A 25,501-nucleotide genomic window follows, 5' to 3' on the forward strand; every position below is an offset into this window, starting at 1 on the left:
GATGCATCTTAGCCAAGCCGCAAAACTGTCCTAAAAAGCAGGACCACTTCACTTCGAAGGCAACGGTTCTCACTGACAGCTCCTTGAAGAGCCATCTTCTATCCATTGATATCACTGGTAACATGCGATTATGGGATGGAGTTTTGCTGTACCTTGCCATTTTCCAGCATGAGCTTCGCGACAGCGTTCGCCTCTCATTTCATTAACTCGCCCGAACAGTATCCAGGCGGCGATCGTCCCGAACAGCGGGGATCATGCGAGTTCGGCTTGTGAAGGCGAGCCTTTGAAGCAGGCATCTTTTGATCGCGCGGCATCTTCGGAAACAGGTGGCGGTTTCGCAAAAAAGGGGCCGCGCATTCGTTACGAAGCGCGGCCCAACGGTTTGTCTTGAAGACTTACCCGATGATTTTGTTTAGCGTTTTTGAGGGGCGCATGACGGCGGCGGTTTTGGCCGCATCCGCGTGGAAGTACCCGCCCAGATCAGCCGCCGCGCCTTGAACAGCTGCGAGTTCGGCAAGGATCGCTTCTTCGTTCGATGCCAACGCATCCGCTACCGGAGCGAAGTGTGCTGCAAGCTCTGCATCGCCTGTTTGTGCTGCCAGGGCTTCGGCCCAATAGCGTGCGAACCAGTAGTGGCTGTTGCGGTTGTCGGGCTCACCCACTTTGCGCGATGGTGAATGGCCATTGTCGAGAATGCCTTGTGTCGCCGCATCTACTGCCTGACCCAAAACACGGGCTTTTTCGTTGTCTTTGGTATCAGCAAGGAACGTCAGGCTTTCACCAAGTGCACAGAATTCGCCCAGACTGTCCCACCGAAGGTGGTTTTCTTCCTGAAGCTGTTGCACGTGCTTGGGCGCAGAGCCCCCAGCGCCGGTCTCGAACAACCCGCCACCGTTCATCAGTTTGACGATGGACAGCATCTTGGCAGAGGTTGCTAATTCGAGGATCGGGAAAAGGTCGGTCAGGTAGTCACGCAGCACGTTGCCTGTAATTGCAATCGTGTTCTCACCCTTTGTGATCGTTTCAAGGGATGCACGTGTGGCCTCGCGCGGGGCAAGGATCTCGAATTTGTCAGCGACACCTTTGGCTTCAAGGACCGGTTTTACGTAGGCTATCAGCTCAGCGTCATGCGCGCGGTTCGCGTCCAGCCAGAAAATGGCGCGGCAGCCTTCAGCTTTCTGACGGTCGATTGCCAGGTTCACCCAGTCCTCGATTGGTGCTTTACGTGCAGAGGCTGAGCGCCAGATATCACCGGCCTCGACCTTGTGCTCGTGCAGCACAGTGCCGTCCTGAAGGATCATCTTGACCGTGCCTGCTTGGGCAATCTCGAATGTGGTCGGGTGAGAGCCATACTCTTCGGCTTTCTGCGCCATCAGGCCCACGTTCTGGACCGTACCTGCTGTCGCCGGGTTCAGTTTGCCATTCTCTTTGAAGAAGTTGATGGATTCATCATAGACGGGCGCATAAGAATTGTCCGGGATCAAACAGTTGGTATCAGATTCCTTGCCATCCGGTCCCCAGCCTTTGCCGCCGGCACGAATGAGGGCGGGCATTGACGCGTCGATGATCACGTCAGACGAGACATGCAGGTTGGTGATGCCTTTGTCTGAATCGACCATATACATCGGCGGGCGGGCTGCCATGCAGGCTTTGATATCGGCCATGATGGCCGCGTCATCTTTGACGCGGGCCAGCAGATCACCCAAGCCGGAGTTCGGGTTTACGCCAAGTTCGCGCATCGCGTCGCCGTGCTTTTCAAATACAGGTGCCAGAAACGCTTTGACCGCGTAACCAAAGATGATCGGATCAGAGACCTTCATCATGGTGGCCTTCATGTGCAGTGAGAACAGTGTGCCTTCGGCTTTTGTTTTCTCGATCTGATCAGCAAGGAAGTTCTGTAGCGCAGCCGCGCTCATATACGTGGCATCAACGACTGTCCCTGCGGGATAGGCAATGCCGTCTTTGAGGACGGTTTCGCCTGCGTCTGTTGTCAGCACGATTTTTGCGGTGGTGTCGTTGCTCAGCGTCGCGGAAACTTCGTTCGAGAAGAAATCGCCGCCGGCCATCGCGGATACATGTGTTTTGCTGTCAGCGACCCAATCACCCATCCGGTGCGGGTTGTTCTGTGCAAAGCTCTTTACCGCCTTGGCTGCGCGGCGGTCAGAGTTGCCTTCACGCAGAACGGGGTTCACAGCCGATCCCTTGAGGCCGTCATATTTGGCACGCACTGCTTTGTCTGCGTCTGTCTCGGGGGCCTCTGGGTAATCGGGCAGCGCAAAGCCCTGTGACTGAAGTTCTTTGATAGCCGCAACAAGCTGCGGCACCGACGCCGAGATGTTCGGCAGCTTGATGACGTTTGCATCGGCTGTCTTTACCAAGCGGCCAAGCTCGGCCAAGTCATCCGACTGACGCTGCGACTCGGTCAGATGTTCGGGGAATGTCGCAAGGATTCGGCCTGCGAGGCTGATATCTTTGGTCCCAACGGACACGCCTGCGGCGGCTGCAAATTTCTGAATAATCGGGAGGAAAGAGGCGGAAGCCAGTTCCGGTGCTTCGTCGACTTTGGTGTAGATGATATCAGACATTGGAAACTCCTTGATGCGGGATTTGCCTCCTCATAGCCCACCCATTCGAAAACGTCGACAGTATACCTTTGTATACTGAGCAAAGAGTGAGTTTAAAACGATCTGTTTGTGAGATAGGTTGTTGCTGGTTGGAAGTCTGTGAACGCAGGGGCGGCTCCCAAAGGAGGAATGCGGACACTTGTGGTTGTAGACGTCCATCCTTGCTTTAACACAGGATTTGCCGTTGTTCCTGTTTCTCAGACATGCAGATAGGCGCATTCGGGCTGATGGATTGCTCTAAAGGTTTCTACAAATAGTAGAAAATTAACCGATAAAACCGTGTTCGCGACATAATCCCGCCCGATTTCGCGTTAAAAGTGTACTCAACAACGCCATTCCGCTGCGCGAAAAAGTGGATTGCCTTTAGCGTAGAATTATTTGGAGCACACCGATGTATATTCTTGCAGTAGATGACGATCCGATCATCCTCGAGACCCTTAAATACTTTGTCGGCTCGATGCCTGATCACGAAATCGTAACAGCCGAAAGCGCCCTGGACGCATTGGAGTTGATGGCAGATCAGAGCCGTCTGTTCGACTGCTTCTTGTTGGATATCCAGATGCCGGGCACAGATGGCATTGAGCTTTGCAGCATCTTGCGGAGCGTTGGTGGCTATGAGCGCACACCGATCCTGATGCTGACAGCAATGTCTGATAAAGGCTATATTGATAATGCCTTTAAAGCCGGTGCCACAGATTACATCACCAAGCCGTTCGAACTTAACAGCCTGAGAGGGCGGCTCAACCTGGTTGAGCCAATCGCAGACGACATTCGCGTGAGAGCAGAGAAGATCGCTTCTGCTGATACCGGAGAAGCAAAGTTCGAGGCGGGACAGTCCTTTGTCGAGCTTCACGAACCGTTCCCGATCATGGATGTAGACGGGGTGATCGAAAACCACGCGATCGAAAACTACGTGAACCAGCTGTCACGCAAATCCCTATGTGGGTCTGTGTGCCTAGCATTTACCATTCGCCATGTCGCGGACCTGTATCATGACATTTCCAACTACGACTTTAGCTGCATGATTACTGATGTAAGTGAGGCGATTTCAGATTGCCTGTCGCCCGCTCATCGGTTGGTATCTTATGCAGGGAATGGGACCTTTGTCAGTGTGATCGAAGGGGCCTCCCACATCGATACAGACCGCTTGGTTGACCAGATCAACTTGCACATTCACCGGATGGAGCTGGCCCAAAGCAACGGTGAACGCCTCAAAGTTCGCGTTTGTGCCGGCGGCATGAAGCGTATGGTTTGGCGCAAAGGGAATGCTGCGGTTGACGCTCTGCGTGAAGCGCACGACAGTTCCGAGCAGAATGCAGATCGCCTAGAGCGCGAGCTGGGCAATATCTGGACCACAGCCCAGATCGCATGATGCAGAACAGCCTTACCGATAGCCTACAACCGATCCGCGACCGCTTCATTGCGATTCTTGCAGACCGGCAGAGTGAGATACTCACTAGCCTTGAAGTGGCTATGCAGACCCCCGAATTCGCGACAGTTGAACTGGAGCGGATCGGGGGGGTCATGCATAAGATCGCGGGCACCGCAGGAACGCTGGGCTTTGAAGCACTCGGCGAATCCGCGCAAAAGATTGAATTCAGCATTCTGACGTCCAGCCGGGCAAACGGGACGTATCCTGCCGAGCTTTGGACAGACATTGTGGATTGGTTGGAATTGTCATCGGGTCTGACAAGAGACGCTGATTGACACAGAACAACCTGTATCCCCTGATAGATGTTCAATCCGTCAGGCGGCAATCAGATCCTTGATCTGCTGCGCCAGTGACACCGGATCGAACGGTTTAACGATCACACCCAAGGCGCCAGCTTCTTTCAGTCCGTCAAGCTCGCTTGGTTGCACGCGTGCGGTCATGTAGATGGCCGGCACGTTCTCCAGATGTGGGAACTTGCGCAACTCCAACAATGTTTGAGGGCCGGTCATGCCGGGCATCATGACGTCCAGCAGAATGACGTCTGGCGTCGTATTCGCGGCGCCAGCAAGTGCCGCTTCACCACTGTCAAATTGGACGACGGTAAAATCGCCCATCATTTCGAGGGACATTTTTGCGATTTCGCGGATATCAGTGTCGTCTTCTACGTGGAGAATATGCATTCTTTAAGCACCTTTGGCCTGAGCGCGTGTCTGGATGGATGAGAGTTGGGGCAGGTCGACGGTAAAAATAGTGCCCTGACCAAGCCTGCTCTCGAATGAGATAGAGCCACTCTGATTGTCGAGGATCGCTTTAACAATGCTCAATCCCAATCCGGTGCCTCCTGTCGCGGCGCGATTTTTTGCACCGATCTGAACAAATCTACCGAACAGTGCTTCCTGATCAGCTTCGGGGATACCTTCGCCCACGTCAATCACACTGATGCGGTTGTTTTCACCGTCCCGTGCGAGGCGGACAGTCACCACTCCACCAGAAGGGGAAAATTTTATTGCATTGGACAAAAGGTTGACGAAAACCTGTACCAGCCGGTTCGGATCAACAAACGAAGTAAGTCCACTGTCTTGGACGTCAACCTCAATCCGGACATCGAACCGTCCCTTGAAACCTGCAATCGCTTCGACAGCACTTTCGACAATGGTCAACAAATCAGTCGGTGCGTTGTCAAAAACCGTCTGCCCGCTGGCAAACTTGTCGAGATCTAGAATGTCGTTGATGATAAGAACCAGCCGGTCCGCGTTGCGCTGAGCGATCAAAACCATATCGCGCGCCTTGCTGGAAAGCTCACCGGCCGCGCCAGATATGATCAGTCCCATTGCGCCCTTGATAGCTGTCAGCGGCGAGCGCAGTTCATGGCTGACAGTGGATACAAGTTCCTTGGTCAATCGCTCCGTTTCAGAGCGTTTGGAAATGTCGCGGAAAACGGCCGCCACAAAATTCGTTTCTGCGTCCGTGCCACCCAAATTGACATGGACGTCAAACAACAGCTCAGCAAGCTGTGCTTCCAGACGCCATGATGTTTTTGGATCGTCTGGGGATGCAGTGGCCAGTGGCCGAAAGAAGTCAGTCGGTTTGCCAGTCCAGTCCAAGAGCGTGAGCAGGGGGGTTCCGGCGTCGGCACTTTGGGTCGCAATCGCGCGTGCTTCAGAGTTTTTGTAGGTCACATCACCTGACGACGCGTCGAAAATGACGACAGCATCCGCAAGAAGGTCGAATCCCTGAAGGTCATTCGCCACGGAAGGCGACTCCTCGTTTTTCAACATGTGTTCCACGGTGAACTCTTTCATATTGATCTATACTAATCGTGCGCGGGGCACTTAAAACGTCGAGGGGGGGCAGGAGTACCGCCTCTGTTGTGGCTCCTAGTAAACCGGAAATATGGTAATAATTAGGAGCGCCTATTACTTTTTTGTTGGCCTTTTGTTAAGATGCTAGCTGCGCGATCTCGACCACTTTAGAGACTATGTCGCCCAAATCGGTGCGGGATTTTACAATTTCATGGTCTACACGTGCATCCTTAAATGAGGTCTCTCTGGCCGAAAGTGAGATGATCTTTGCTTGCGGCTGGTGTTTCGCTATTCCCGCCAGTAATTCGCGTGCATGACCGTCCGGAAGCTCCCAGTCGATGACGATTACGTCGAACCGACCTTGCAAGATTGCCAGCTTAGCATCGCATATGCTCAAAACAGACGTCACATCGGCTTTGTCCTTCAGGCCCGTGCGGACAATTTCGAGGAAATCGCTGTCGTCCTCGACGTGAAGGACGTTCAACCGCTCATGACTGATCTCGCGCACGGGCTCATGCTGGTCTATGGCGGCTTCACCTGATGGCGCCAGCGGCACCGTAAACCAGAAGACGATTGGCGTGCCTGCATTGCTCTGGAAACCGATCTGGCCGTCCATCCGCTCGACGATCTCCCGTGAAATTTTCAGGCCGAGGCCAGTGCCACCCTTGAAGCGCGTATCTGACCCGTCCGCTTGGGAGAACGGCCGGAAGATGCGAGGTTTGAATTCGTCTGGGATAGGGGGGCCGCTGTTTATGATGCACACCAACGCTTGGCCGTTAATCTCCTCAAGGCGAATATGGACGACGGTATCATCGTCCGAATACTTGCACGCATTCGAAAGCAGGTTCGCGATCAACTGCTGCGTTCGCTGCGGATCAACTTTTGTGCACACGTCGCGTTGCGGCAGATCAAGCGTGAATTGTACTTTGTGTTGTGTCGCGAACGGTAGCATTTGTTCGACACCATCACGCAGCAGCTGCCCCATGCAGAGGGGCCCGATGTGGAAGTCGATATCGCCCGAGCTGATTTTCTCCAGATCAAGGATATCGTTCACCAGGGCCGTCAGTCTTTCAGAGTTGGCCGCCGCAATTTCCAACAAACGCTCTGCTCCCGCGGGCATATCTTTGACCATTGGTCCGTGAAGCAAGCCAAGCGCACCTTTGATAGATGTCAGTGGCGTACGTAGTTCATGGCTGACCGTTGCGACGAATTCGGACTTAATCTTCTCAATATTCTTCTTTTCGCTGATGTCATTGATTTGGACGATGAACACATCCTCGCCCGACACTGGAACCTTGGTCCATGCGATGCTGACCAGCCCCCAAATTGATGGACCGGTTTTAGGAATGAGGAGAAACTCACCTTGAAAGGATGACTGTTCGGTGCGTTTGAGTTCTTCAACGGCATTGATCAGCCATTTTGTATCATCTTTTGAAATGAGGTCGCTGAAACGCATGCCTCCTTGCAATTCTTTAGGGCTGTACACTGTCATCCGGCACAAGGCATCGTTCACGCCATGAAAGCAGCCGCCGCTGTTGAACAGCGCCATACCTACAGGGGCCTGTTCGAGCACAAGTTCAAATCGCTCACGGCTTTCTGTGAGCGCGTCCTGCGCATTGCGCAGCTGTGTGACGTCTGTTTGGGCGCCAAGCAGCCGCAAAGCTTTTCCGTTCTCATCGCGCGCCACAACCACGGCATCTGACTTCATCCAACGAAATGATCCGTCAGGAAACGTCATGCGATATTCCGCAAGGGATCTGTCCGTGAGGCCGTTGATGCAGTTGCGATCGGCAGCTTCAAGGATGGGGCGATCCTCTGGGTGAATACGGGACAGAAATATCGTTTGAGCCTCGTCATTACTGATATCTTTCGAAACACCCATCAAATCACGCCAAGTATCTGATACAACTTATTTCTGCGTTGTCAGATCGATGTCAAAGACGCCAATTTGCGCCCCCGCCAACGCCATGTTCCATCGTGCTTCGGCTTCCTGAAGCTTTTGTTCGGCTGCCAAAATTTCGGTGACGTCCTGAACAAGCAAAGATTTGCGCAACTCACCAGTTTCGGTGCGCCATTCGTTCTCTTCGACCAGCAACCTTAGATCCGGTTGGTTTGCGACCCGAGCGGGATGGGCGTCTCCGTGCAAGCGGTCGGGAAACTCCCCGATGGTCAACGTAGAGGAAATCGGCTGGTTGATCTTGAGGCAGTCGGTCCCGAAGAGGTCGCGGGCGGCCTTGTTGGTCGACACGATGCGCCCGTTTTCATCCAGAACGATAATGGAAAAAACAGCATTATCGATGACAGATTGTGCTTCACCTGTCTTGGCGCGCAGTTGCAGTGTTTTCACGGAGACTTCAGTCTCGATCTGCTTTTCGCGGCCAGAGATGATGCGCAACATCACTGCCAGCAACCACGTCAATGCCAGCCCCAACGCCAGTACGATCCATTTCGCGATGTTGGAGTTTGCATGCTCGAACATCGGCGTGCTGGTCCACGTCATTTCCCAGTGGCGGCCAAACAATTCTATGTTGCGCGTTGCTGTGTACGACGGCGAATGGTCAAGTAATTCGGGGCGGTTTGTGTAAATTTCAATTTTAGCATCGGGATCAGTGATATCAACGACTGTCAGATTTTTGACTTCGTTTCGTTGCGCGGTCAGCGCTTCAAACACCGCGTTCGCGGTGAAGGGCATGTAGGTCCAGCCGCGAAATGCCTCTTCGCGCTGTTGTGGTACTGAAAGGTCGGCCTGTGAATCGTATACCGGCCGCAAAAGCAGGAAGCCCGACTTCTTCTCGTTATCCTGAACCAGCGTGATTGCACCGCTCAGCCGCAAAGTGTTCGTCTCGCGGGCTTGCTGCGCAGCCGCGCGCCGCATCGGTTCGAACCCGATATCAAGGCCGAGGACCGCCTTGTTGTCGCTTATGGGCTCAATGAACTGGATGACAAACCGCTCATCCAATCCGGTGTTAGGATAGATTGGGGGGATGGTCAGGCCGCGCTGAACTATGGCCTTAGTGATGTCAAAATAGGCACCTGCGCGAACAAGCGTGATATAACCAACGCCGAGGATACCAGGAAGGCGCGTCTCGATATCAAGCAAGTCTATGTAGCTACGCCATTCATCAGACGTCACCACGTTTGACGATATTAGCAGGCCGGAAGCCGCGTCGAGTGTCATAATATAAGTGTCTGTACGATTGATGAGTCCGCGTTCGCCTTCGGCGGCATAGCTATCGAAGGTCGCGTATGTTCGTGAGGCTTCCAAACGGTCAACGTAGATTGCGAATAGGATGGTCAGAAACGCAACTGCGGAGACGATAATACCGCGGGACCAATTTGAAAAAATCACTACTACATAACCTTTACCATAGGCGGCTGACTGCTTGAATTGTCGCAAGTGATTGCGCAGTTTTTTATCTCTAAACCTCTCTACAGGCGCTCTCAATGCTCAATCAACCATGAGTTGTCACCTGCGTGATTTACGCCACGATCAAGCATGCTTCCTTGCGCGGGGAGCTTGAGTTGATGGGGGGAAGTGGTGCGCTGGGAGGGCGCAGGACGACACATCAGATCAGCCTAAGACCAGCCATGTTCCCGTTGATCGCGCCTAGGTGGGCAGAGTTGCGATGGCCAAGAGCGTTGCCGCTCAAGTAAGCATCAGCAGTGCCGTAATTCCACTTCCTTCCGCCAACCGCACCGAGGCCGGATCAGAAAAGGCCGGCTTCTAGTGCAATCAACGCCGCTTGAGTGCGATTGGCGGCACTTACTTCACGGTACAGGGTTTTGACATGGAGTTTGATGGTTGGTTCAGTGATGTCCAGATCGCGGGCGATTTCTTTGTTTGATTTGCCTTCGGTCAACCCTCTGAGAACTTGCAGCTCCCGCGGGGTCAGTTTGTCAGCCAGCGCGTTGCCAGGCACTTCTTCGACAGCAGTCATGAAATCAATTGGGGCGTATTGCTCTCTCATGGCCATAAATTTGAAGGCGTTTACCAAGGATTTCGCGGGCAAGGACTTGGGCACGAAACCGGCAGCACCTGCTTCAAGGGCGTTTTCCGCGATCTGGCGCGTGGCTTCACCCGAGATAAGGGCAACCCGTTGGCCACCGCACATCGCGATGGCTTTTCTCAGGCCTTCAAGCCCGTTCATGCCCGGCATATTGAAGTCTAAAAGGATCAGATCAAAGCGCTCGTCGTTTTCAATGCGTGTAAAGGCGTCCTGAAATGTACCGGCAACAGCTGTTTCCATTTTGCCCTCAACTTCTAAAAACATTACGAGCGTGTCGCGCAGCAAGTCGTGGTCATCGGCAATCAATACTCTCATGGCGCATCCTTTGTACGTTATGTCATCGTACCTAATCTTTATGGGTGTTCAAAGGCGCAAATGCCCACCTTACTTGATCAATATCCCGCCATAAAGGATAGGCCCGCCAACTTTAAATGTTGAAGCCTATCCCAATGGGCTAAATACTCCCGCTATTTACCCTACAACGTGTTCTATTGATCGGTTGTGGGGCAGGGCAGTTTGGTGGACGAAATATGCCAAAAGTTACCGCCAGAATGTCGAGCGGTCTTGGATTCAACGCCTTATCCTATCCGAAAGGATAGGGTCATATCCCTTTGCCCTCATGTGGATGCGGATGGATCATGGCACAGAGGTTAGGAATTGTTGGGAGACAAAGATGTTAAGCAGTATGCGCCGTTTTCTGGCCGGAATGGGCCTGGTAACAGTTTTTGCGATCAGTGGCGGCAGTGCTGCGCTGGCACAGGACACCGTTCTGACCGTAACCCATGACGGCGAGGCATTGACCTTTGATCGTGAGGCTCTGGAAGCGCTTGGTACCGAAACGATCGAAACCTCGACCATCTGGACCGAAGGCACGCGCAGTTTCGAAGGGGTGTCGCTGGCGCGTCTGATGCGCGAAGTCGGGGTGCAAGAAGGCAAGTTGATTGCAACCGCAGTCAATGACTACAGCGTTGAAATTCCGCTTTCGGATGCTGTCGAAAACGGCCCGATGATTGCGATGAAAATGGACGGCGCAGAATTGTCCCTGCGTGATAAAGGTCCGCTATGGGTCATCTATCCCTATGATAGCAAAGCCGACTATCGCTCCGAGGTTATCTTTTCTCGTAGCATCGGGCAGCTCGACAGACTGGAAGTCGTCGAGTAACGCACTCATAGTGTAGCTTGCATTGGCAGTAGGATTAGACGTGAAAAACATCCTGATTTCGCGGGCAAAGGCTGGCAAGGCTATCATCATCATTGCGGGTCTTGTGGTCGTTGTTGCGATCGCTTTGTTGACGTGGAATGTCGGGAAGGAGATCGAAGAACTAAGCTCTGCCAGATCTGACAATGTCCAGTGGGCCTTGTCCCAGACCGAAGTCGAGTTTCATGAATTTTCTGGACGCATTCTCGTCGGAGCCGATCTGGCGGGTGTCCGAAACCGGTTTGACGTTTTCTATAGCCGCATCAAGACCGTCTCGCAGGGGCAAGTGTTTGAAGAGTTGCGCGCAGATCCGGAATTTCGCGGCGCATTGACGGAAATCCAAGCGTGGCTCGATAAGACAGTGCCTTACATTGATGCCACAGATGCGGAGTTGACCAGCAGCTTTCCAACACTCTCGGCTCTTGTGGAGGACATACGCCCTGCGGTGCGCAAGCTGGCAAACTCGGGGCTAACCGGTTTTGCCCAAAACGCTGACAACCAACGCGCCGACGTTGCCGCGACGCTGATTGAACTCGCATTGGCATTGGCCGCCCTTATCGGGGCGCTCGGCCTCGGGGTGCTCCATCTGGTTCGGTTAAACCGTCAAATGAGAGAGCAAGAGCTGTCACAACGCCTTATCAGCACGCGGATGACCACCGTGATCAATACGTCTCTCGACGGGGTTATTGTCAGCGATGACAAAGGCCGCATTATTGAGTTCAGCCCGGCTGCAGAAGCGATTTTTGGCCACCGTGCGGCAGATGCGATCGGCAAGGATTTGGGCGCGATCATCAACCCTGACCACATGCGCCCTGCACATGATGCCGGTATGGAACGGATGCGCCAGCAAGGTGAATTACGCGTGGTCGGTAAGGGCCGAACACAGTTGGAGGCCAAACGCGCAGACGGGTCCATCTTCCCCGTTGAACTGGCGGTGGAGTCTGCTGTCACCGAGGCCGGAGATGTCTTGATCGCTTTCCTGCGCGACATAACGCAGCAAAAGGCGGATGAAGCAGAGTTGGTAGATGCCCGCGACAAGGCCATCGCCGGGGAAAAGAGCAGGTCCGAGTTTCTTGCCACCATGAGCCATGAAATCCGCACGCCTCTGAACGGTCTTCTGGGTAATTTGAGCCTGCTGCGTGATACGATGCTCAATCCCAAACAGGACACATACATCCGGAACATGGAGACATCCGGCCGCCTGCTGCTGAGCCATGTTTCGGATGTGCTCGACATCATCCGCTACGATTCTGGCAAGGTTGCTGCAAACATGGAACCGATGAACGTCTCGGATCTGCTGCAAGACATCATAGACAGCCAGAGCGGGATGGCTTCCAAGCAGGAAACCACCCTCGACTGGAGCTGGAAAGGGTCTGCGCAGAACTGGATCAATTCCGACAGGGACCGACTGCAACATGTACTCATGAACCTTGTCGGTAACGCAGTGAAATTCACATAACGTGGCCGTGTCTCGGTGAAGGTGCATTGGCATGAGGATGAGATCACGTTTGATATCAAAGACACCGGGGCAGGGATACCTCTGGATCAGCAAGCGCGGATATTTGATGACTTTATGACCGGAAACACGGCCTATGACCGCGAAGTCGGCGGTACAGGGCTGGGGTTGAGCATTGCCAAACGGTTTGTGAGCGTGCTGGGCGGTGAGATATCGGTAGACAGCGAATTCGGAAAAGGCAGTACATTCTGTTTCACGTTGCCAGCAACGCGCGCAGCACCCGAACCTGAAAAGGACGGTCCGATAGCCATTCCAGTCGCCACAATGCCGCTGCTTGTGCTGGTTGTCGAGGACAACGAGATCAACCGCTTCGTGGTGCGCGAGATGTTGCAAGCTGATGGTCACGACGTGGCAGAGGCCCGCGACGGCCAGCAAGGCGTCGATATGGCAGCGGAAAAGAAGTTTGACCTGATCCTAATGGATATCAGCATGCCGGTACTGGATGGGCGCAAAGCCACCCGCCGCATCAGGGCAGGTACCGGCGCGTCTGCCGCGTCGCGCATCGCTGCCCTGACAGCGAACGCGCTACCGTCCGAGCGGGAAGATTTTCTAGCAGACGGGATGGACGATGTTCTGACAAAACCGCTCAAGAAGTCAGACCTGCAACGCGTGTTGGGTCACGGGGACCAAGCTGCTTTGGCCTCTGCCACCTTTTTGATCAACCCCGCGCACAGTGACGAGCTGTTTGAAGTCGTGGGTGCACAGAACTATCAAAACCTGCTGGCACGTTACAGCGCCGAGGCCGAAAAGCTGATTGACTGGCTTCAAAGTGATAGCGCCCTAGACCGGACTGATATCGCGAATGAAACGCATAAGCTCGCAGGCAATTCTGGCCTGTTTGGTGCTGTCGGCTTTGGCGAAGCGCTAACTGTCATAGAGCGGGCTGCAAAAGCGGGCGAAGATGCAAAGCTGATCTCGGCTGTCGCCAGCTTGCCAGAGATATGGCACCACAGCAAAAAAGCCTTGGCCGAGGTCAAGCCAAAAGGATAGCCGTCACAACCCTAATTACCAGCAGCGCAGTGGTGACCTTGGCGGCCTTTCCGCAAGCAAATCATACAATGGCTGAACTACCCGAAAGGATAGAGAATACAGCATTTGCGCTAGCCTCCTGTCCTGTGGCGTCAGAGACAGGGCTTGGGTGAATGCGGTAACTTTGGTTGAAACTAACGAAAGCCACTGCCATGCTCCTTTCGCTCAAAGCCGGATATCCTGTTGACGCCCGTGCGGCGTTCACTTCCGCGCCTGTGCTGAAGGGTGCGATCAAAACACTCTACACTGATATAAGAACAGCCACTCCCGATGTGCTGACGTGACGGACTTCTCACCTGTCATGATGGACTTCTCAATCATCATCCCATGCTACAACGCGGTCGATGCCCTCCAGGCGACCCTTCGTAGCATTCAGGCTCAAACCTGCGGTGATTGAGAAGTCATCTGTGTCGATGACGGATCCAGCGATGCGACGTTGGAGCTGTTGCGGCGTGAAGGCGACAGTGATCCGCGCATCCGCTTTGTTCAAAATATTGGTGAAGGCGCAAATTGCGCGCGCAACTTTGGTGCTCTGATCTTCGCTAACGGCGACGTCATCGCATTTTGCGATCCGGGCGATATCTGGGCGCCGGACAAGCTTAGCCAGCTAGCGGTGAGCTTTGATGGTGGAAAGGCCGATGCGGTTTTCGGCAAGGTTACATTCTTTCATGACGATCCGACAATGGAAAGCGTAAGCTATACAACGCCTTCCGGACCACTGAGCATTCCCGTACTGCTGGGGGAAGACCCGGTTCACTCAGTGTCAAACATCGCAGTACGCCGTCCATCGTTCCTGCGTTCGGGTGGATTTAAGGAAGACCTGAAGCAAACTGGTGCGTTGGATTGGCTGATCCGTCTTGTCGGAACCGGTGCCCATGTGGTGGGGACCGACCGGAGCCAGACGTGGTGCCGAAGCAGTAAGTGCAGCTTTGACCATGATCTGCGTGACATGCACCGCACTCGAGGGGCTGCGCTTGAGGCTGCTGCACAGTTCGGACACACCGCTAGCGCACAGTCCGAAGCAATCTTTTTGCGGCGTCTGAGCCACCGTGCTTTGCTGTCGCAGCAGGCCCGGGCGATGCCTTTGATCTTTGCGCTTGAAGGAGTTCTGCGTAGTCCTGCGGGCTTTTTCAATCCGCCACGGCGCGGCTTCGGAACGCTATTCGGTGCACTATTATCGTCAATTCTTCCATCCCGCATCTCTCGGATGCTGTTTGCTTTGTAATCCTAGGTTAGGGGCTTTTTCATGCCGATCGCTTCCATTGTCGTGCCTGTGTTCAATGCCGTGGATGAACTTCGTGACACCATGGCGTCGCTCTTTTCCCAAACCTACATCGACTATGAGATCATCGTGGTTGATGACGGCTCTAATGATGGCACCGCGACCCTGTTGCGCGAATATGTAAATGATCCTGAAGTTAGGGTGATTACACAGCGCAATCGTGGCCCGGCGGGTGCCCTTAACAGCGGAATTGCAGCCGCACGGGGAAAGTTCATCGGTTTTTTTCAATGCAGGCGATATCTGGCCGCATGAAAAACTGGCGCGTCATGTGGCCCATCTACAGGAGAATTCGGCCGTCGATGTCAGCTTCTCCGGTTCAACCCTGATTGACGAAGCGGGCACGTTGCTCCAACCATCTCACTGTCCACGGCTTTACAATGTTACGCTGGCGCAGATTTTCAAACGTAATTCGATCGGCGGGGGCTCTGCTCCGGTTGTCCGTAGGGCAGTTTTTGATTCAATTGCCTACCGTCTTTTGTCAGGAACAGATCGGGATTGGTATTTTGACGAAACCTTAGGCAGTGTGAGTATATCGAGTGTTGGCTGCGCATCGCGCTCACCACTCCTTGGCGGTTCGAGGGGATCGTCGGCGCGTTGACCCAGCACAGAATTCACGCAGGCGGGCAGTTTACTGCACCCGAACAGCATTTGGTCTCGTGGGACCGTATGGTGCGCAAACTTACGCCGTTTGCGCCTGCGTTCTTTAACGTCAACGCCAAATCTGCACGCGCGTACCAGCTGCGCAGTCTTGTGCGCGGTGCCATATTAAACAAAGACCCAGCTCAAGCACTGGATTTGCTATCTCAATCGCTTACCCAGTCGTGGAGACCTCTGTGGGAAGAGCCGCGCAACACGCTCAAGATGTTTGGTGCAGCATTGCTGCTGCGCAGGACGGTTCCCTCGGCGCTTGAGAGTGCGACAGGACAGCCGTGGCCAAAAAGATAGGCAAAGCGCTATGATCGTGCTGTGCATGTAAATAAGGAAGCTTGCCCTCTGGCGCGGTCATAACCGGACGTCTGCTTGGCATATCCCCGAGAATTGGGACGCTGTTCCATAATCGGCAGCGACAGGTCTAAGTTGTTCCGCCTATCCAAGTTGACAGGTAGCCCTGTAAAACCCATGTCCCCAATTGATAGAATGAGGGGACTGACATGCTGCTTGAACAATATGACTGGGGACTGGACGCACGGACGCTGCAGGTTTTGTTTGCGCTAGTGCTTGGCGTTGTGTTGGGCGCTGCGGCGCAGATCACGCGGTTTTGCTTGCGTAGGGCCGTTGCGGGCGATCTGTCAGAGCGCGGGCCTGCTGGCGCGATCTGGATGACCGCGCTTGCCACTGCGATTGTCAGCTTTCTGATTGCTTCCGGGGCAGGGTTTGTCGATCTTCAGGATCACCGCTATTTCAGCGCTTCTGTCCCTGTCGTCGCGATTGTGGTTGGCGGTTTGGCTTTCGGGGCGGGGATGATCCTCACACGGGGCTGTGCCTCGCGGCTGACGGTTCTGGCTGCCACGGGAAACTTGCGTGCGGTTGTGGTGCTTACGGTGTTTGCGATCACGGCCCATGCAACGCTGAAAGGCGTGTTGGCGCCTGTGCGTACGTCATTGGGTGTGCTGACCGCCGAGCTGCCATTCGGTAGCCTTTATGCTGTGCCTTTTGCGGCTGTGCTGGCGTCAGTCATCGCGGTGGCCGCTGCGGGTCTTTTGATCCATCGGCACCGTCCCGGTGTCGGGCAGGTCGTGCTGGGCGCGCTGATCGGTCTGGTGCCGGTGCTGGGGTGGGCCACGACAAGTGTGTTGCTGTTTGACGAATTCGATCCGCTTGAGGCCCAGTCCGCCGCCTTCACTCTGCCTTGGTCAGACACCCTGTTCTGGACGCTGGCCTCAAGCGCCATTCCGGCGGGCTTTGGCACAGGCTTTATCGGTGGTGTTCTGCTGGGCAGCTTTATCAGCGCCTTGCTGCGGAGTGAGCTGAAGGTCGAAAGCTTTGAGAACGCGCAGCAGATGGGCCGTTACCTGTCCGGTGCAGTGTTGATGGGGGTGGGCGGTGTGCTGGCCGGTGGGTGCACTATTGGCGCAGGTCTAAGCGGTAGCGCTTCGCTGAGCATTGCAGCCTTGCTGGCGCTCGCCAGTATCCTGACAGGTGCGGTATTGGCGAACCGCGTGACAGGCCGTGCCCTTGCGGCAGTTCCTGCGGGCTAAGGTGCCAAACGGCTTGCGCAGGCAGGCTGGATGCAACAGGGTGCGGGCGATCACCTAAGGAGACGGCCCGATGATACTGTACGGATTGAGCACCTGCTCCCAATGCCAGAAGGCACAAAAGGCACTAGAAGCTCAGGGCAACAAAGTCGAATTCCGCGATGTTCGCGCTAATCCGCTAAGCGAGGCTGAGCTGGGTGAGTTGATCGTGGAATTCGGTGACCGTCTTGTTGACCGCAGCTCCAACGACTACCGCGCGCTGAATGACTGGCTCAAGAACTCTGAAGCCGAAGCTCAAATTGCCGCCAAGCCCAAGGTTATGGCCCGTCCGGTGATCCGTGACGGGGCTGATTATTATCTTGGCTGGGATGAAGCTGTACAAAAAGCCCTGCTAAAAGACTAAAGGTCTGCCCCGCGAAGCTGTGTTTAAGCAAGAAACCGGTCTGACGCTGCGTGACGCGACCGGTTTCTTGCCCGAATACGCATGGACACTGCCAGTGATCTTTGGCTTATTTTCGCCAGCGTGCGGGGGAGGCTCCGGGACATGCAGGGAGAAGCTTCATGACCTACGATTATGTGATTGTCGGCGGCGGATCGGGCGGAGCAACACTTGCCGCGCGACTAAGCGAAGATCCAGCTGTGAGCGTTTGCCTGCTAGAAGCGGGCGGGGCCGGCGATCACATACTCATCCGCGCCCCGGCTGCCGTGGTCGCGATGCTGCCCGGCTGGGGAAGGATTTCCAATTGGGCCTTCAAGACTGTTCCGCAAAAGGGTTTGAACGGGCGGCAGGGCTACCAGCCGCGCGGCAAGGCGCTGGGCGGATCAAGCGCGATCAATGCGATGCTCTATGTGCGCGGCCACCGGGCAGATTATGACGGCTGGGCGCAGAACGGTTGCGCGGGATGGGATTGGAACGCGGTGCTGCCGTATTTCCAACGCTCTGAGAACCACGAAGACGGCGAGGCCGCACTGCATGGCGGCGCAGGACCCTTGCAAGTCTCACACCAGAAATCACCACGTCCCATCACCCGGGCCTTTATCGAGGCGGCAGGCCGTCTGCAGTACCGCGAAGTCGCTGATTTCAACACCGGAGACAATGAAGGCGCAGGCCTGTATCAAGTGACCCAGTTCCACGACGAAGCGCGCAACGGCGAGCGGTGCTCGGTTGCGGCGGGCTATCTGCATCCGGTCATGTCGCGCGACAACCTCACTGTGATCACTCACGCGCACGCCACGCGTCTGTCGCTTGAAGGCAAGCGTGCCACGGGCGTGCATTACCGTCAGGGCAAAGAAGACAAGCACGTCAGCGCCACGCGTGAGGTCATCTTGTGCGGCGGGGCGTTCAACTCGCCCCAGTTGCTACAGTTGTCCGGCATCGGGCGCGCACAGGATATCACCCCGCATGGCATCGAGATGGTTCATGAACTGGCAGGGGTCGGGCAGAACCTGCAGGATCACCTTGATTTCACGCTGGGCTATAAATCCAAAGACACGGACAACTTTGGTATCGGCCTTCGTGGCACCGTCAATCTGGTCAAACATATCCTTGAATGGCGCAAGACGGGACGCGGGATGCTTGCCACGCCCTTCGCCGAAGGGGCGGCTTTCCTCAAAACCGATCCCGCGCAGGATCGGCCTGACATCCAGATCCACTTTGTCATCTCGGTGGTGGAGGATCACGCACGCAAGCTACACGCCGGCTATGGCTACAGTTGCCATGTCTGCGTGCTGCGTCCTGAGTCGCGCGGCAGCGTTTCACTGGCCTCCGCCGATCCAATGGCAGCGCCCGCAATTGACCCTAACTATCTGGCCGAAGACGGGGACCTTTCGACCCTGATCAAAGGTGCGAAGATGTCGCGCGATATTATGAAAACCCCGCCGTTGGCCGCTTATGAACATAAAGAGCTTTTCGGTGTTCGTGACGGGATGACCGATGCGGAGTGGGAGCAGATCATTCGTGCACGGGCCGACACCATTTACCACCCCGTAGGCACGTGTAAAATGGGCGTTGACGAAATGTCTGTCGTCGATCCGCAATTGCGCGTGCATGGCATGCAAGGACTGCGCGTCGTCGATGCGTCCGTCATGCCCACAATCATCAGCGGTAATACAAACGCTCCGACGATCATGATCGCTGAACGCGCCGCCGACTTCATCAAGGCAGATGCGGCACACCCGCAGGCCGCAGAATAATTACTTACAGGAGAAGACCCCAATGCTTGGACAAATGATGCACATGCCGCTGACAATCGGCAGCCTGATTGATCACGCCGCCCGCTTCCACACCAAAGGTGAGATTGTCTCGGTTGAGACGACTGGCGGGCTGGAGCACACGAACTGGGGGCAGGTCGGCGCCAACGCACGTCGTCTGGCTTCTGCGCTGCGCAAGCTGGGTCTGGAAGAGGGTGTGCGCTGCGGCACCATCGCATGGAACAACCGCCGCCATCTTGAGATTTACTTTGGCGTCGCGGGCGGCGGGTTTGTCTGCCACACGATCAACCCGCGCATGGGGCCAGAGCAGATGGTCTATGTGATCAACCACGCCGAGGATCAGGTCCTGTTCATCGACGCGACATTTGTACCAGCTGCAGGCCAACTGGCACCGGCTTTGAAGCACACCAAACACATCGTTCTGATGGGGCCACGCGATGAAGCGGCGGCGCAAGCTGTTCCCGGGCTGAAGTTCTTTGACGAGCTGCTGGAAACAGGCGATGCCTCCGAGCCGTGGCCGGACTTTGACGAGAATGCCGCATCCAGCCTGTGCTATACCTCAGGCACCACGGGCGATCCCAAGGGCGTGCTGTATTCGCACCGCTCCACCGTGCTGCACTCCATCGCAGGCAACCAGCCTGACGGGCTGAACATCTCGGCCATGGATACTGTGCTGCCTGTTGTGCCGATGTTCCATGTGAATGCGTGGGGTGTGCCCTATGTGGCGGCTGTGACCGGTTGTAAGCTTGTGCTGCCCGGCCCGAACCTTGATGGCAAAAGCCTTGTGAGCCTCATTGACGAAACCGAGGTCACGTTGGCGCTGGGCGTCCCGACAATTTGGATGGGCTTGCTGGCCGCGCTCAAGGAAACCGGTAGCAAAATCCCGTCAATGACCCGCACAGTGGTAGGCGGCTCTGCCTTGCCACCGTCGATGATCCCGAAGTTTGCCGAATACGGTGTGGATCTGGTGCACGCTTGGGGCATGACTGAAACCTCGCCGCTGGGCTCTATGAACCAGCTGTTGCAGCGTCACACAAAGCTTTCTGCAGAAGAGCAGGCTGAGATCAGGCTGGGGCAGGGCCGCCCGCCTTATGGTGTTGATCTGCGCGTCGTGGATGAAGCCGGAAAAGTGTTGCCTCATGACGGGACATTGCAGGGTGATCTGCAAATTCGCGGACCATGGATTGTGGATACCTATTTCGGCAAGGACGCACCTGCGCTCACATCGGATGGCTGGTTTGATACTGGCGATGTCGCCACGATCGACGAAGAGGGCTTTATGGTCATCCGCGACCGCTCCAAGGATATCATCAAATCGGGTGGTGAGTGGATTTCTACTGTGACACTGGAAAACATCGCTATCTCGCACCCTGCCATCGCCAACGCGGCGGCCATCGCGGCCCTGCACGAAAAATGGGACGAACGCCCTGTATTGGTGGCGATCAAGGCTGGCGAAGTGACCGAGGAAGAGCTGCGCGCTTTCTACAAAGGCAAAGTGGAAAGCTGGCAAATCCCCGACCGCGTGATCTTTGTAGATGCATTGCCCATCGGCTCCACCGGTAAAGTGCAGAAAAACAAACTGCGCGAGGAGTTCGGTAAGGTTCTTTTGGACAACGCGTCCTAAGTGGTTAGTACATAGGCGGTTGTGCGGCGGCAAACATGGTTTGCGCTGCACAACCGCCGTGCAACAACAGTTGCGCCTCTTTCATAGACAGAAACGGGCGCGCTGCCGGGGCATTTTTAGCCCGCAGATCGGTCGCCGCGACAAGCGCAGCACATTCCCGGTTTTGGAATAATCGCAGGCTGCTTTGATCCCCTAGATATAGACTTTCGCAATAGGTGCCTTCAGCGTCCAGAATGTGGTGCTGCGCCAGCATGAGGTGGACATAGGTGATGTTCTCTGCCGGACTGAGGCGGACGTTCGCCCCGTTCACAAAGGCGCGCGCAGGGACCAGTGCCTCTTCTAACCCGTAAAGCATTTGCAGGCGCACGGACTTCGTCAGCACCCTGTGTTGTTGGGAAAGCCGGATTTCGCGGCGATTGCCAAGACTGCCAGGTGAAAAACAAACCGGAGCCGCGCTTTCGTGCCCGACGCCTTGCCACCGTGCCGTCCAAAGCAGCGGCACATCGCCCTCATCAACAGTGCGGACCAGGTCGCCACTCACAAGACGACCTGCCTCTCGGTAACCTTCAGGAGTCCTGATCCGCGTCTCTGCGGCAAAGCAAACATACCCATGCGTATAGTCCGATTGCAGATCGGTGGCGTAGAATTCCGGCTCTGCAGAACGATTGTAACTGTCGGCATACCACTGCTCCAGATCAAATCCGGGTGTCCAGATGATTTGGGCGGTATTTCCGTTCTCGTCGAGACCTTCAAAGACGATAATGCCCCCACCGTCTGAGGGAGCGAGGTCAGATCTTACAACGACTGCATCCGTGATGGTGCCGCTACCCGCCTGACCGCCCCAGCTCAGATCATATGTATCGCCGATGTCGAAACGGCGTGGTTCGGGGTCACCGTCCTTTGTTGTGATGGCAAAGTCCTTGGAGCCTTGCGGCGGGTTGTCAAACCGCGACCGTCCCGGTGAGGTGTTGACGTTGCTGCCCGTCGAGGCGGCGAATTCAGTATCAATCCCGAATATTTGAAAGGACATTAGGCTCTCCCGCACAGATCGGCAGTTGAGCAGGAGAGGGTATAAATTTGGTGAATAGTCAAAACTTGATGTCTAAAAGTATATCTATCTGGCGACACGCCAAGACCTATGCACGTGCGTTACCTATCCAAGGGATCGCTACAGGCACCTCTCGTATCCGGCTTTAAGGCTGTCGCGCAAAAGCGGGGTGGGCAGCAGCGGCGGTGCGAACCAACTCGGCGATTTCCTCTAGCTGCACGGACAGGGCAGAGGTCTTGCGCCAGATCATGCCAACAGTGCGTTTGGGGTGCGGCGCGCCCATTGCCGCGATACTGACCGTGGCTGAGCGTGTCTCGACCGGGACCGCCATCTCAGGGATAAGGGTGACGCCAATGCCCGCAGCCACCATTTGCACAAGCGTGGTGAGGGATGAGCCGTCCAGCCCCTCACGCGGCAATGTATTGCGCATTGCGCAGAACGAGAGCGCCTGATCGCGAAAGCAGTGCCCTTCCTCAAGCAGCAACAGTTTCATCTGGCTCAGCGCGTCCATGTCCGGCACCGGTTTTGTGCTGTCCTCGACAGGACGTACCAGCACCATCGCCTCGTCAAAAAGCGCGACCTCGATGAACGCAGGCTCGGACACGGGCAGGGCGACAATGGCGCAGTCAAGCTTGCCATCGCCCAGCTCTTCAATAAGTTTGTGGGTCATCGTCTCACGCACCATCAGGTCGATCTGCGGGTGGGCCGCTGTGATATGACCGATGACCGAGGGCAGCAAGTAGGGCGCAATGGTGGGGATAACCCCGATCCGCAACCGTGACAGCGCCAGCCCGCGCGCGCCCCTTGCCATGTCAGACAGTGCCTCTGCTCCGCGCAGGATATCGCGGGCACGCGCTGCGAATTGTTCCCCAAAGGCTGTGAGCCGCACCTGCCGCGCGTTGCGCTCAAAAAGCTGATGGCCGATAGCGGTTTCCAGCGTGGCGATCTGTGCTGAAAGCGCAGGCTGCGAGATCGCGCACATCTCGGCAGCGCGGCCAAAGTGACCCTGTCTTGCAACCGCTTCGAAATAGCGCAACTGTTTGAGCGTAAAATTTATCATAGGTTTTACTTATCACGCCTATCGGAAAATCAAACTTAAAGATATCGCCAACATTTGTTAGAACCATTCTACGGGGGCGCGAATCCCCCACCCGAATTCAACGTAAGTGGAGAGAGCAATGGACGGATCAGACAACAGTGCACAGGGCGGCTGCCCAATGGGCTTTGGCGCCAACAAGCAAGCCAACAACAGTGGTCGTTCCAACCGCGATTGGTGGCCAAACCAGCTTAACCTGAAAATGCTTCACCAGAACCAGCCCGCATCCGACCCGCTGGGCGGCACGTTCAACTATACCGAAGCTTTCAAGCAGCTGGATCTGGATACGGTGAAATCCGACATCTATGCGCTGATGAAAGATAGTCAGGAATGGTGGCCCGCAGATTACGGCCACTACGGCCCGTTCTTTATCCGCATGGCGTGGCACTCTGCCGGCACCTACCGCACAGCGGATGGCCGTGGCGGTTCAAGCTCAGGCACGCAGCGCTTTGCACCGCTGAACTCTTGGCCTGACAACGGCAACCTTGATAAAGCGCGCCGCCTGCTGTGGCCGATCAAGATGAAATACGGCAACAAGCTGTCTTGGGCTGATCTGATGATCCTCGCGGGCAACTGCGCGCTTGAAGACATGGGCTTTGAAACATTCGGTTTTGCCGGTGGACGCGAAGACATCTGGGAGCCCGAGGAAGACATCTATTGGGGTTCCGAGGATGAATGGCTGGCCGCGAGCGGTGGCACCGGTTCACGCTACACAGGAGAGCGCGATCTGGAAAACCCGCTGGCCGCTGTGCAGATGGGTCTGATCTATGTGAACCCAGAAGGTCCCGACGGGAACCCTGATCCGATCGCTTCTGGACGTGACATCCGTGAGACTTTCGCGCGCATGGCGATGAACGACGAAGAAACTGTGGCGCTGACCGCAGGTGGCCACACCTTTGGTAAGGCGCACGGGGCAGGCGATGCTGCTCTTGTTGGCGCAGAGCCAGAGGCCGCACCAATCGAAGCGCAAGGCTTTGGCTGGTTGTCCACGTTCGAAAGCGGCAAGGGTGTGCACACGATCACGTCAGGTATTGAGGGTGCGTGGACGCCCACACCGACCACATGGGACATGTCCTATTTCGACACGCTGCTGAACAACGAGTGGGTGCTGACAAAATCGCCCGCCGGTGCGCACCAGTGGAAGCCTGCTGGTGTTGCCATGGCAGACGCCGTGCCTGACGCACATGACGGCAGCCGTCATGCGCCAATGATGACCACAGCTGACATGGCGATGCGCGAAGATCCGATCTATCTGGAAATCTCCAAGCGCTTCCATGCCAATCCTGACCAGTTCGCGGATGCTTTTGCACGTGCGTGGTTCAAGCTGACCCACCGCGACATGGGGCCAACCACCCGCTATCTGGGTAAGGAAGTCCCACAGGAAGAGCTGATCTGGCAAGACCCGATCCCGACACCGGATCACGCGCTGATCGGTGACGCGGATGTTGCCGCGCTCAAGGAGAAAATCCTCGCTTCCAGTCTGAGCACGGCCGAACTGGTTTCGACCGCTTGGGCCTCTGCCTCAACCTTCCGCGGTTCTGACAAACGTGGCGGTGCCAATGGCGCGCGCATTCGTCTGGCACCGATGAAGGATTGGGAGGTCAACCAGCCTGCACAGCTTGCACGCGTTCTCGACAAGCTCCAAGCGATCCGCAGCGATTTCGGCAAGCCTGTGTCGATGGCTGATATGATCGTGCTGGCAGGGACCGCGGCTGTTGAGGCTGCTGCCAAGGCTGGCGGCCATGACACGAACGTTCCCTTCACACCGGGCCGCGGTGACGCGAGCCAAGAGCAGACCGATGTGGAAAGCATCGATGTGCTCAAGCCTGCTGTTGACGGTTTCCGCAACTACCAGTCGCGCCAATTCAGCATCTCTGCCGAAGAGCTGCTGGTGGACCGTGCGCAGCTTCTCACGCTCACCGCGCCTGAGATGACCGTGCTGGTGGGTGGTCTGCGCGTGTTGGGTGCCAACTATGAAGGTGCCAGCCACGGTGTCTGGACGGACAAGCCCGGAACGCTCAACAACGACTTTTTCCGCGCCCTCATGGATATGAGCGTCACGTGGAAAGCGGTAAGCGATGCGGACGATGTGTTCGAAGCCCGCGATACGACGACTGATGAGGTCAAGCGGACAGGCACACGTGTGGATCTGCTGTTCGGCTCGAATAGCCAGCTGCGCGCATTGGCCGAGGTCTACGCCGCAGGTGACGGCGAAGCACTGTTCGTCAAGCAGTTCGTGAACGCTTGGGTCAAAGTGATGGAGCTTGACCGCTTCGATCTGGACCCCTCTGTCCTGCGCTGAAAGGCCCGCTGACTAAATACAAACGCGGCCCTTGATCGGGGCCGCGTTTTTTTATTGGCTGAAGATGTCGTGCCGTACGACACTGAAGTGGTCCGGCAAAATTGGACAGCGTGCTAAGATGTATCCAACCCGAAC

23 protein-coding genes and 1 pseudogene are annotated in these 25,501 nt (G+C 55.8%); 15 read left to right on the forward strand and 9 right to left on the reverse strand.

The window, feature by feature from the left end:
• A partial coding sequence (locus tag V7730_RS17100; protein WP_335748804.1) for a hypothetical protein occupies nucleotides 1-206 on the forward strand: 206 nt, incomplete at its 5' end.
• 189 nt (nucleotides 207-395) lie between these two features.
• Here the strand turns inward: V7730_RS17100 and V7730_RS17105 are convergent.
• Complete coding sequence (locus V7730_RS17105; protein ID WP_335748805.1) at nucleotides 396-2,585, reverse strand: NADP-dependent isocitrate dehydrogenase; 2,190 nt, start codon at nucleotides 2,583-2,585, stop codon at nucleotides 396-398.
• A 430-nt stretch (nucleotides 2,586-3,015) separates the two neighbouring features.
• On the opposite strand from V7730_RS17105, the gene V7730_RS17110 reads away from it, so the two are divergent.
• Nucleotides 3,016-3,996 carry a response regulator gene (locus V7730_RS17110; protein WP_335748806.1) on the forward strand — a complete coding sequence of 327 codons (981 nt, stop codon included), beginning with the start codon at nucleotides 3,016-3,018 and terminating at the stop codon, nucleotides 3,994-3,996.
• Nucleotides 3,993-4,331: an Hpt domain-containing protein gene (locus V7730_RS17115; RefSeq protein WP_335748807.1), complete on the forward strand. Its 339-nt coding sequence runs from the start codon at nucleotides 3,993-3,995 to the stop codon at nucleotides 4,329-4,331. Before V7730_RS17110 ends, V7730_RS17115 begins: the two co-directional genes overlap by 4 nt.
• 39 nt (nucleotides 4,332-4,370) lie before the next feature.
• Here V7730_RS17115 and V7730_RS17120 read toward each other — a convergent pair whose 3' ends face one another.
• The 6 genes and pseudogenes from V7730_RS17120 to V7730_RS17140 form a co-directional block, all read right to left on the reverse strand.
• Nucleotides 4,371-4,736, reverse strand: coding sequence for a response regulator (locus V7730_RS17120; protein WP_335748808.1), 366 nt, complete (start codon nucleotides 4,734-4,736; stop codon nucleotides 4,371-4,373).
• 3 nt (nucleotides 4,737-4,739) lie between these two features.
• Nucleotides 4,740-5,807 carry a sensor histidine kinase gene (locus V7730_RS17125; RefSeq protein ID WP_335748809.1) on the reverse strand — a complete coding sequence of 356 codons (1,068 nt, stop codon included), beginning with the start codon at nucleotides 5,805-5,807 and terminating at the stop codon, nucleotides 4,740-4,742.
• 187 nt (nucleotides 5,808-5,994) lie between these two features.
• Complete coding sequence (locus tag V7730_RS22705; protein ID WP_443070235.1) at nucleotides 5,995-6,843, reverse strand: ATP-binding protein; 849 nt, start codon at nucleotides 6,841-6,843, stop codon at nucleotides 5,995-5,997.
• 42 nt (nucleotides 6,844-6,885) lie between these two features.
• Nucleotides 6,886-7,752, reverse strand: a pseudogene (locus tag V7730_RS22710) (PAS domain S-box protein); the annotation flags it as partial.
• Nucleotides 7,753-7,767: 15 nt separating this feature from the next.
• Nucleotides 7,768-9,207, reverse strand: a complete 1,440-nt coding sequence (locus V7730_RS17135; protein WP_335748811.1) for a CHASE domain-containing protein — start codon at nucleotides 9,205-9,207, stop codon at nucleotides 7,768-7,770.
• Nucleotides 9,208-9,565: 358 nt separating this feature from the next.
• The gene (locus V7730_RS17140; protein ID WP_335748812.1) at nucleotides 9,566-10,180 is read right to left on the reverse strand and encodes a response regulator transcription factor; all 615 of its coding nucleotides are present in this window, start codon (nucleotides 10,178-10,180) and stop codon (nucleotides 9,566-9,568) included.
• 358 nt (nucleotides 10,181-10,538) lie between these two features.
• On the opposite strand from V7730_RS17140, the gene V7730_RS17145 reads away from it, so the two are divergent.
• The 11 genes from V7730_RS17145 (at nucleotide 10,539) to V7730_RS17195 (ending at nucleotide 20,920) form a co-directional block, all read left to right on the forward strand.
• Nucleotides 10,539-11,027: a molybdopterin-dependent oxidoreductase gene (locus V7730_RS17145; RefSeq protein WP_335748813.1), complete on the forward strand. Its 489-nt coding sequence runs from the start codon at nucleotides 10,539-10,541 to the stop codon at nucleotides 11,025-11,027.
• 40 nt (nucleotides 11,028-11,067) lie between these two features.
• The gene (locus V7730_RS17150; protein ID WP_335748814.1) at nucleotides 11,068-12,522 is read left to right on the forward strand and encodes a PAS domain-containing sensor histidine kinase; all 1,455 of its coding nucleotides are present in this window, start codon (nucleotides 11,068-11,070) and stop codon (nucleotides 12,520-12,522) included.
• 15 nt (nucleotides 12,523-12,537) lie between these two features.
• Entirely contained in the window at nucleotides 12,538-13,569 is a 1,032-nt protein-coding gene (locus V7730_RS17155) for a response regulator (RefSeq protein WP_335748815.1), read from the forward strand.
• A 191-nt stretch (nucleotides 13,570-13,760) separates the two neighbouring features.
• A complete protein-coding gene (locus V7730_RS17160) occupies nucleotides 13,761-13,892 on the forward strand; it encodes a hypothetical protein (protein WP_335748816.1) in 132 nt (43 codons plus the stop codon).
• 119 nt (nucleotides 13,893-14,011) lie between these two features.
• Nucleotides 14,012-14,833 carry a glycosyltransferase gene (locus tag V7730_RS17165; protein WP_335748826.1) on the forward strand — a complete coding sequence of 274 codons (822 nt, stop codon included), beginning with the start codon at nucleotides 14,012-14,014 and terminating at the stop codon, nucleotides 14,831-14,833.
• A 21-nt stretch (nucleotides 14,834-14,854) separates the two neighbouring features.
• Nucleotides 14,855-15,142 carry a glycosyltransferase family 2 protein gene (locus V7730_RS17170; RefSeq protein ID WP_335748817.1) on the forward strand — a complete coding sequence of 96 codons (288 nt, stop codon included), beginning with the start codon at nucleotides 14,855-14,857 and terminating at the stop codon, nucleotides 15,140-15,142.
• Nucleotides 15,143-15,484: 342 nt separating this feature from the next.
• Nucleotides 15,485-15,835: a hypothetical protein gene (locus V7730_RS17175; protein ID WP_335748818.1), complete on the forward strand. Its 351-nt coding sequence runs from the start codon at nucleotides 15,485-15,487 to the stop codon at nucleotides 15,833-15,835.
• 206 nt (nucleotides 15,836-16,041) lie between these two features.
• Nucleotides 16,042-17,088, forward strand: coding sequence for a YeeE/YedE family protein (locus tag V7730_RS17180; protein WP_335748819.1), 1,047 nt, complete (start codon nucleotides 16,042-16,044; stop codon nucleotides 17,086-17,088).
• A gap of 70 nt (nucleotides 17,089-17,158) precedes the next feature.
• Complete coding sequence (locus V7730_RS17185) at nucleotides 17,159-17,488, forward strand: arsenate reductase family protein (RefSeq protein WP_335748820.1); 330 nt, start codon at nucleotides 17,159-17,161, stop codon at nucleotides 17,486-17,488.
• Between the two features lie 158 nt (nucleotides 17,489-17,646).
• The gene (locus tag V7730_RS17190; protein ID WP_335748821.1) at nucleotides 17,647-19,278 is read left to right on the forward strand and encodes a GMC family oxidoreductase; all 1,632 of its coding nucleotides are present in this window, start codon (nucleotides 17,647-17,649) and stop codon (nucleotides 19,276-19,278) included.
• A gap of 22 nt (nucleotides 19,279-19,300) precedes the next feature.
• On the forward strand, nucleotides 19,301-20,920 hold the full coding sequence (locus tag V7730_RS17195; RefSeq protein WP_335748822.1) for a long-chain-fatty-acid--CoA ligase: 1,620 nt from the start codon (nucleotides 19,301-19,303) through the stop codon (nucleotides 20,918-20,920).
• 4 nt (nucleotides 20,921-20,924) lie between these two features.
• Here V7730_RS17195 and V7730_RS17200 read toward each other — a convergent pair whose 3' ends face one another.
• A complete protein-coding gene (locus V7730_RS17200) occupies nucleotides 20,925-21,950 on the reverse strand; it encodes a Hint domain-containing protein (RefSeq protein WP_335748823.1) in 1,026 nt (341 codons plus the stop codon).
• A gap of 163 nt (nucleotides 21,951-22,113) precedes the next feature.
• Nucleotides 22,114-23,028, reverse strand: a complete 915-nt coding sequence (locus V7730_RS17205; protein WP_335748824.1) for a hydrogen peroxide-inducible genes activator — start codon at nucleotides 23,026-23,028, stop codon at nucleotides 22,114-22,116.
• A gap of 118 nt (nucleotides 23,029-23,146) precedes the next feature.
• Between V7730_RS17205 and katG the strand changes: the two genes are divergently transcribed.
• Complete coding sequence (gene katG, locus V7730_RS17210) at nucleotides 23,147-25,366, forward strand: catalase/peroxidase HPI (RefSeq protein ID WP_335748825.1); 2,220 nt, start codon at nucleotides 23,147-23,149, stop codon at nucleotides 25,364-25,366.
• Nucleotides 25,367-25,501 lie beyond the last annotated feature (135 nt).

The sequence above is a fragment of the Sulfitobacter sp. genome (assembly GCF_036961165.1).
GTDB lineage: Bacteria > Pseudomonadota > Alphaproteobacteria > Rhodobacterales > Rhodobacteraceae > Sulfitobacter.

Coding starts and splice junctions, on each gene's coding strand:
- V7730_RS17170 (WP_335748817.1), top strand. CDS start 14,855: ATGCCGATCGCTTCCATTGTCGTGCCTGTGTTCAATGCCGTGGATGAA.
- V7730_RS17120 (WP_335748808.1), bottom strand. CDS start 4,736: ATGCATATTCTCCACGTAGAAGACGACACTGATATCCGCGAAATCGCA.
- V7730_RS17190 (WP_335748821.1), top strand. CDS start 17,647: ATGACCTACGATTATGTGATTGTCGGCGGCGGATCGGGCGGAGCAACA.
- katG (WP_335748825.1), top strand. CDS start 23,147: ATGGACGGATCAGACAACAGTGCACAGGGCGGCTGCCCAATGGGCTTT.
- V7730_RS17185 (WP_335748820.1), top strand. CDS start 17,159: ATGATACTGTACGGATTGAGCACCTGCTCCCAATGCCAGAAGGCACAA.
- V7730_RS17180 (WP_335748819.1), top strand. CDS start 16,042: ATGCTGCTTGAACAATATGACTGGGGACTGGACGCACGGACGCTGCAG.
- V7730_RS22705 (WP_443070235.1), bottom strand. CDS start 6,843: ATGGGGCAGCTGCTGCGTGATGGTGTCGAACAAATGCTACCGTTCGCG.
- V7730_RS17200 (WP_335748823.1), bottom strand. CDS start 21,950: ATGTCCTTTCAAATATTCGGGATTGATACTGAATTCGCCGCCTCGACG.
- V7730_RS17195 (WP_335748822.1), top strand. CDS start 19,301: ATGCTTGGACAAATGATGCACATGCCGCTGACAATCGGCAGCCTGATT.
- V7730_RS17105 (WP_335748805.1), bottom strand. CDS start 2,585: ATGTCTGATATCATCTACACCAAAGTCGACGAAGCACCGGAACTGGCT.
- V7730_RS17160 (WP_335748816.1), top strand. CDS start 13,761: ATGCTCCTTTCGCTCAAAGCCGGATATCCTGTTGACGCCCGTGCGGCG.
- V7730_RS17140 (WP_335748812.1), bottom strand. CDS start 10,180: ATGAGAGTATTGATTGCCGATGACCACGACTTGCTGCGCGACACGCTC.
- V7730_RS17110 (WP_335748806.1), top strand. CDS start 3,016: ATGTATATTCTTGCAGTAGATGACGATCCGATCATCCTCGAGACCCTT.
- V7730_RS17205 (WP_335748824.1), bottom strand. CDS start 23,028: ATGATAAATTTTACGCTCAAACAGTTGCGCTATTTCGAAGCGGTTGCA.
- V7730_RS17145 (WP_335748813.1), top strand. CDS start 10,539: ATGTTAAGCAGTATGCGCCGTTTTCTGGCCGGAATGGGCCTGGTAACA.
- V7730_RS17115 (WP_335748807.1), top strand. CDS start 3,993: ATGATGCAGAACAGCCTTACCGATAGCCTACAACCGATCCGCGACCGC.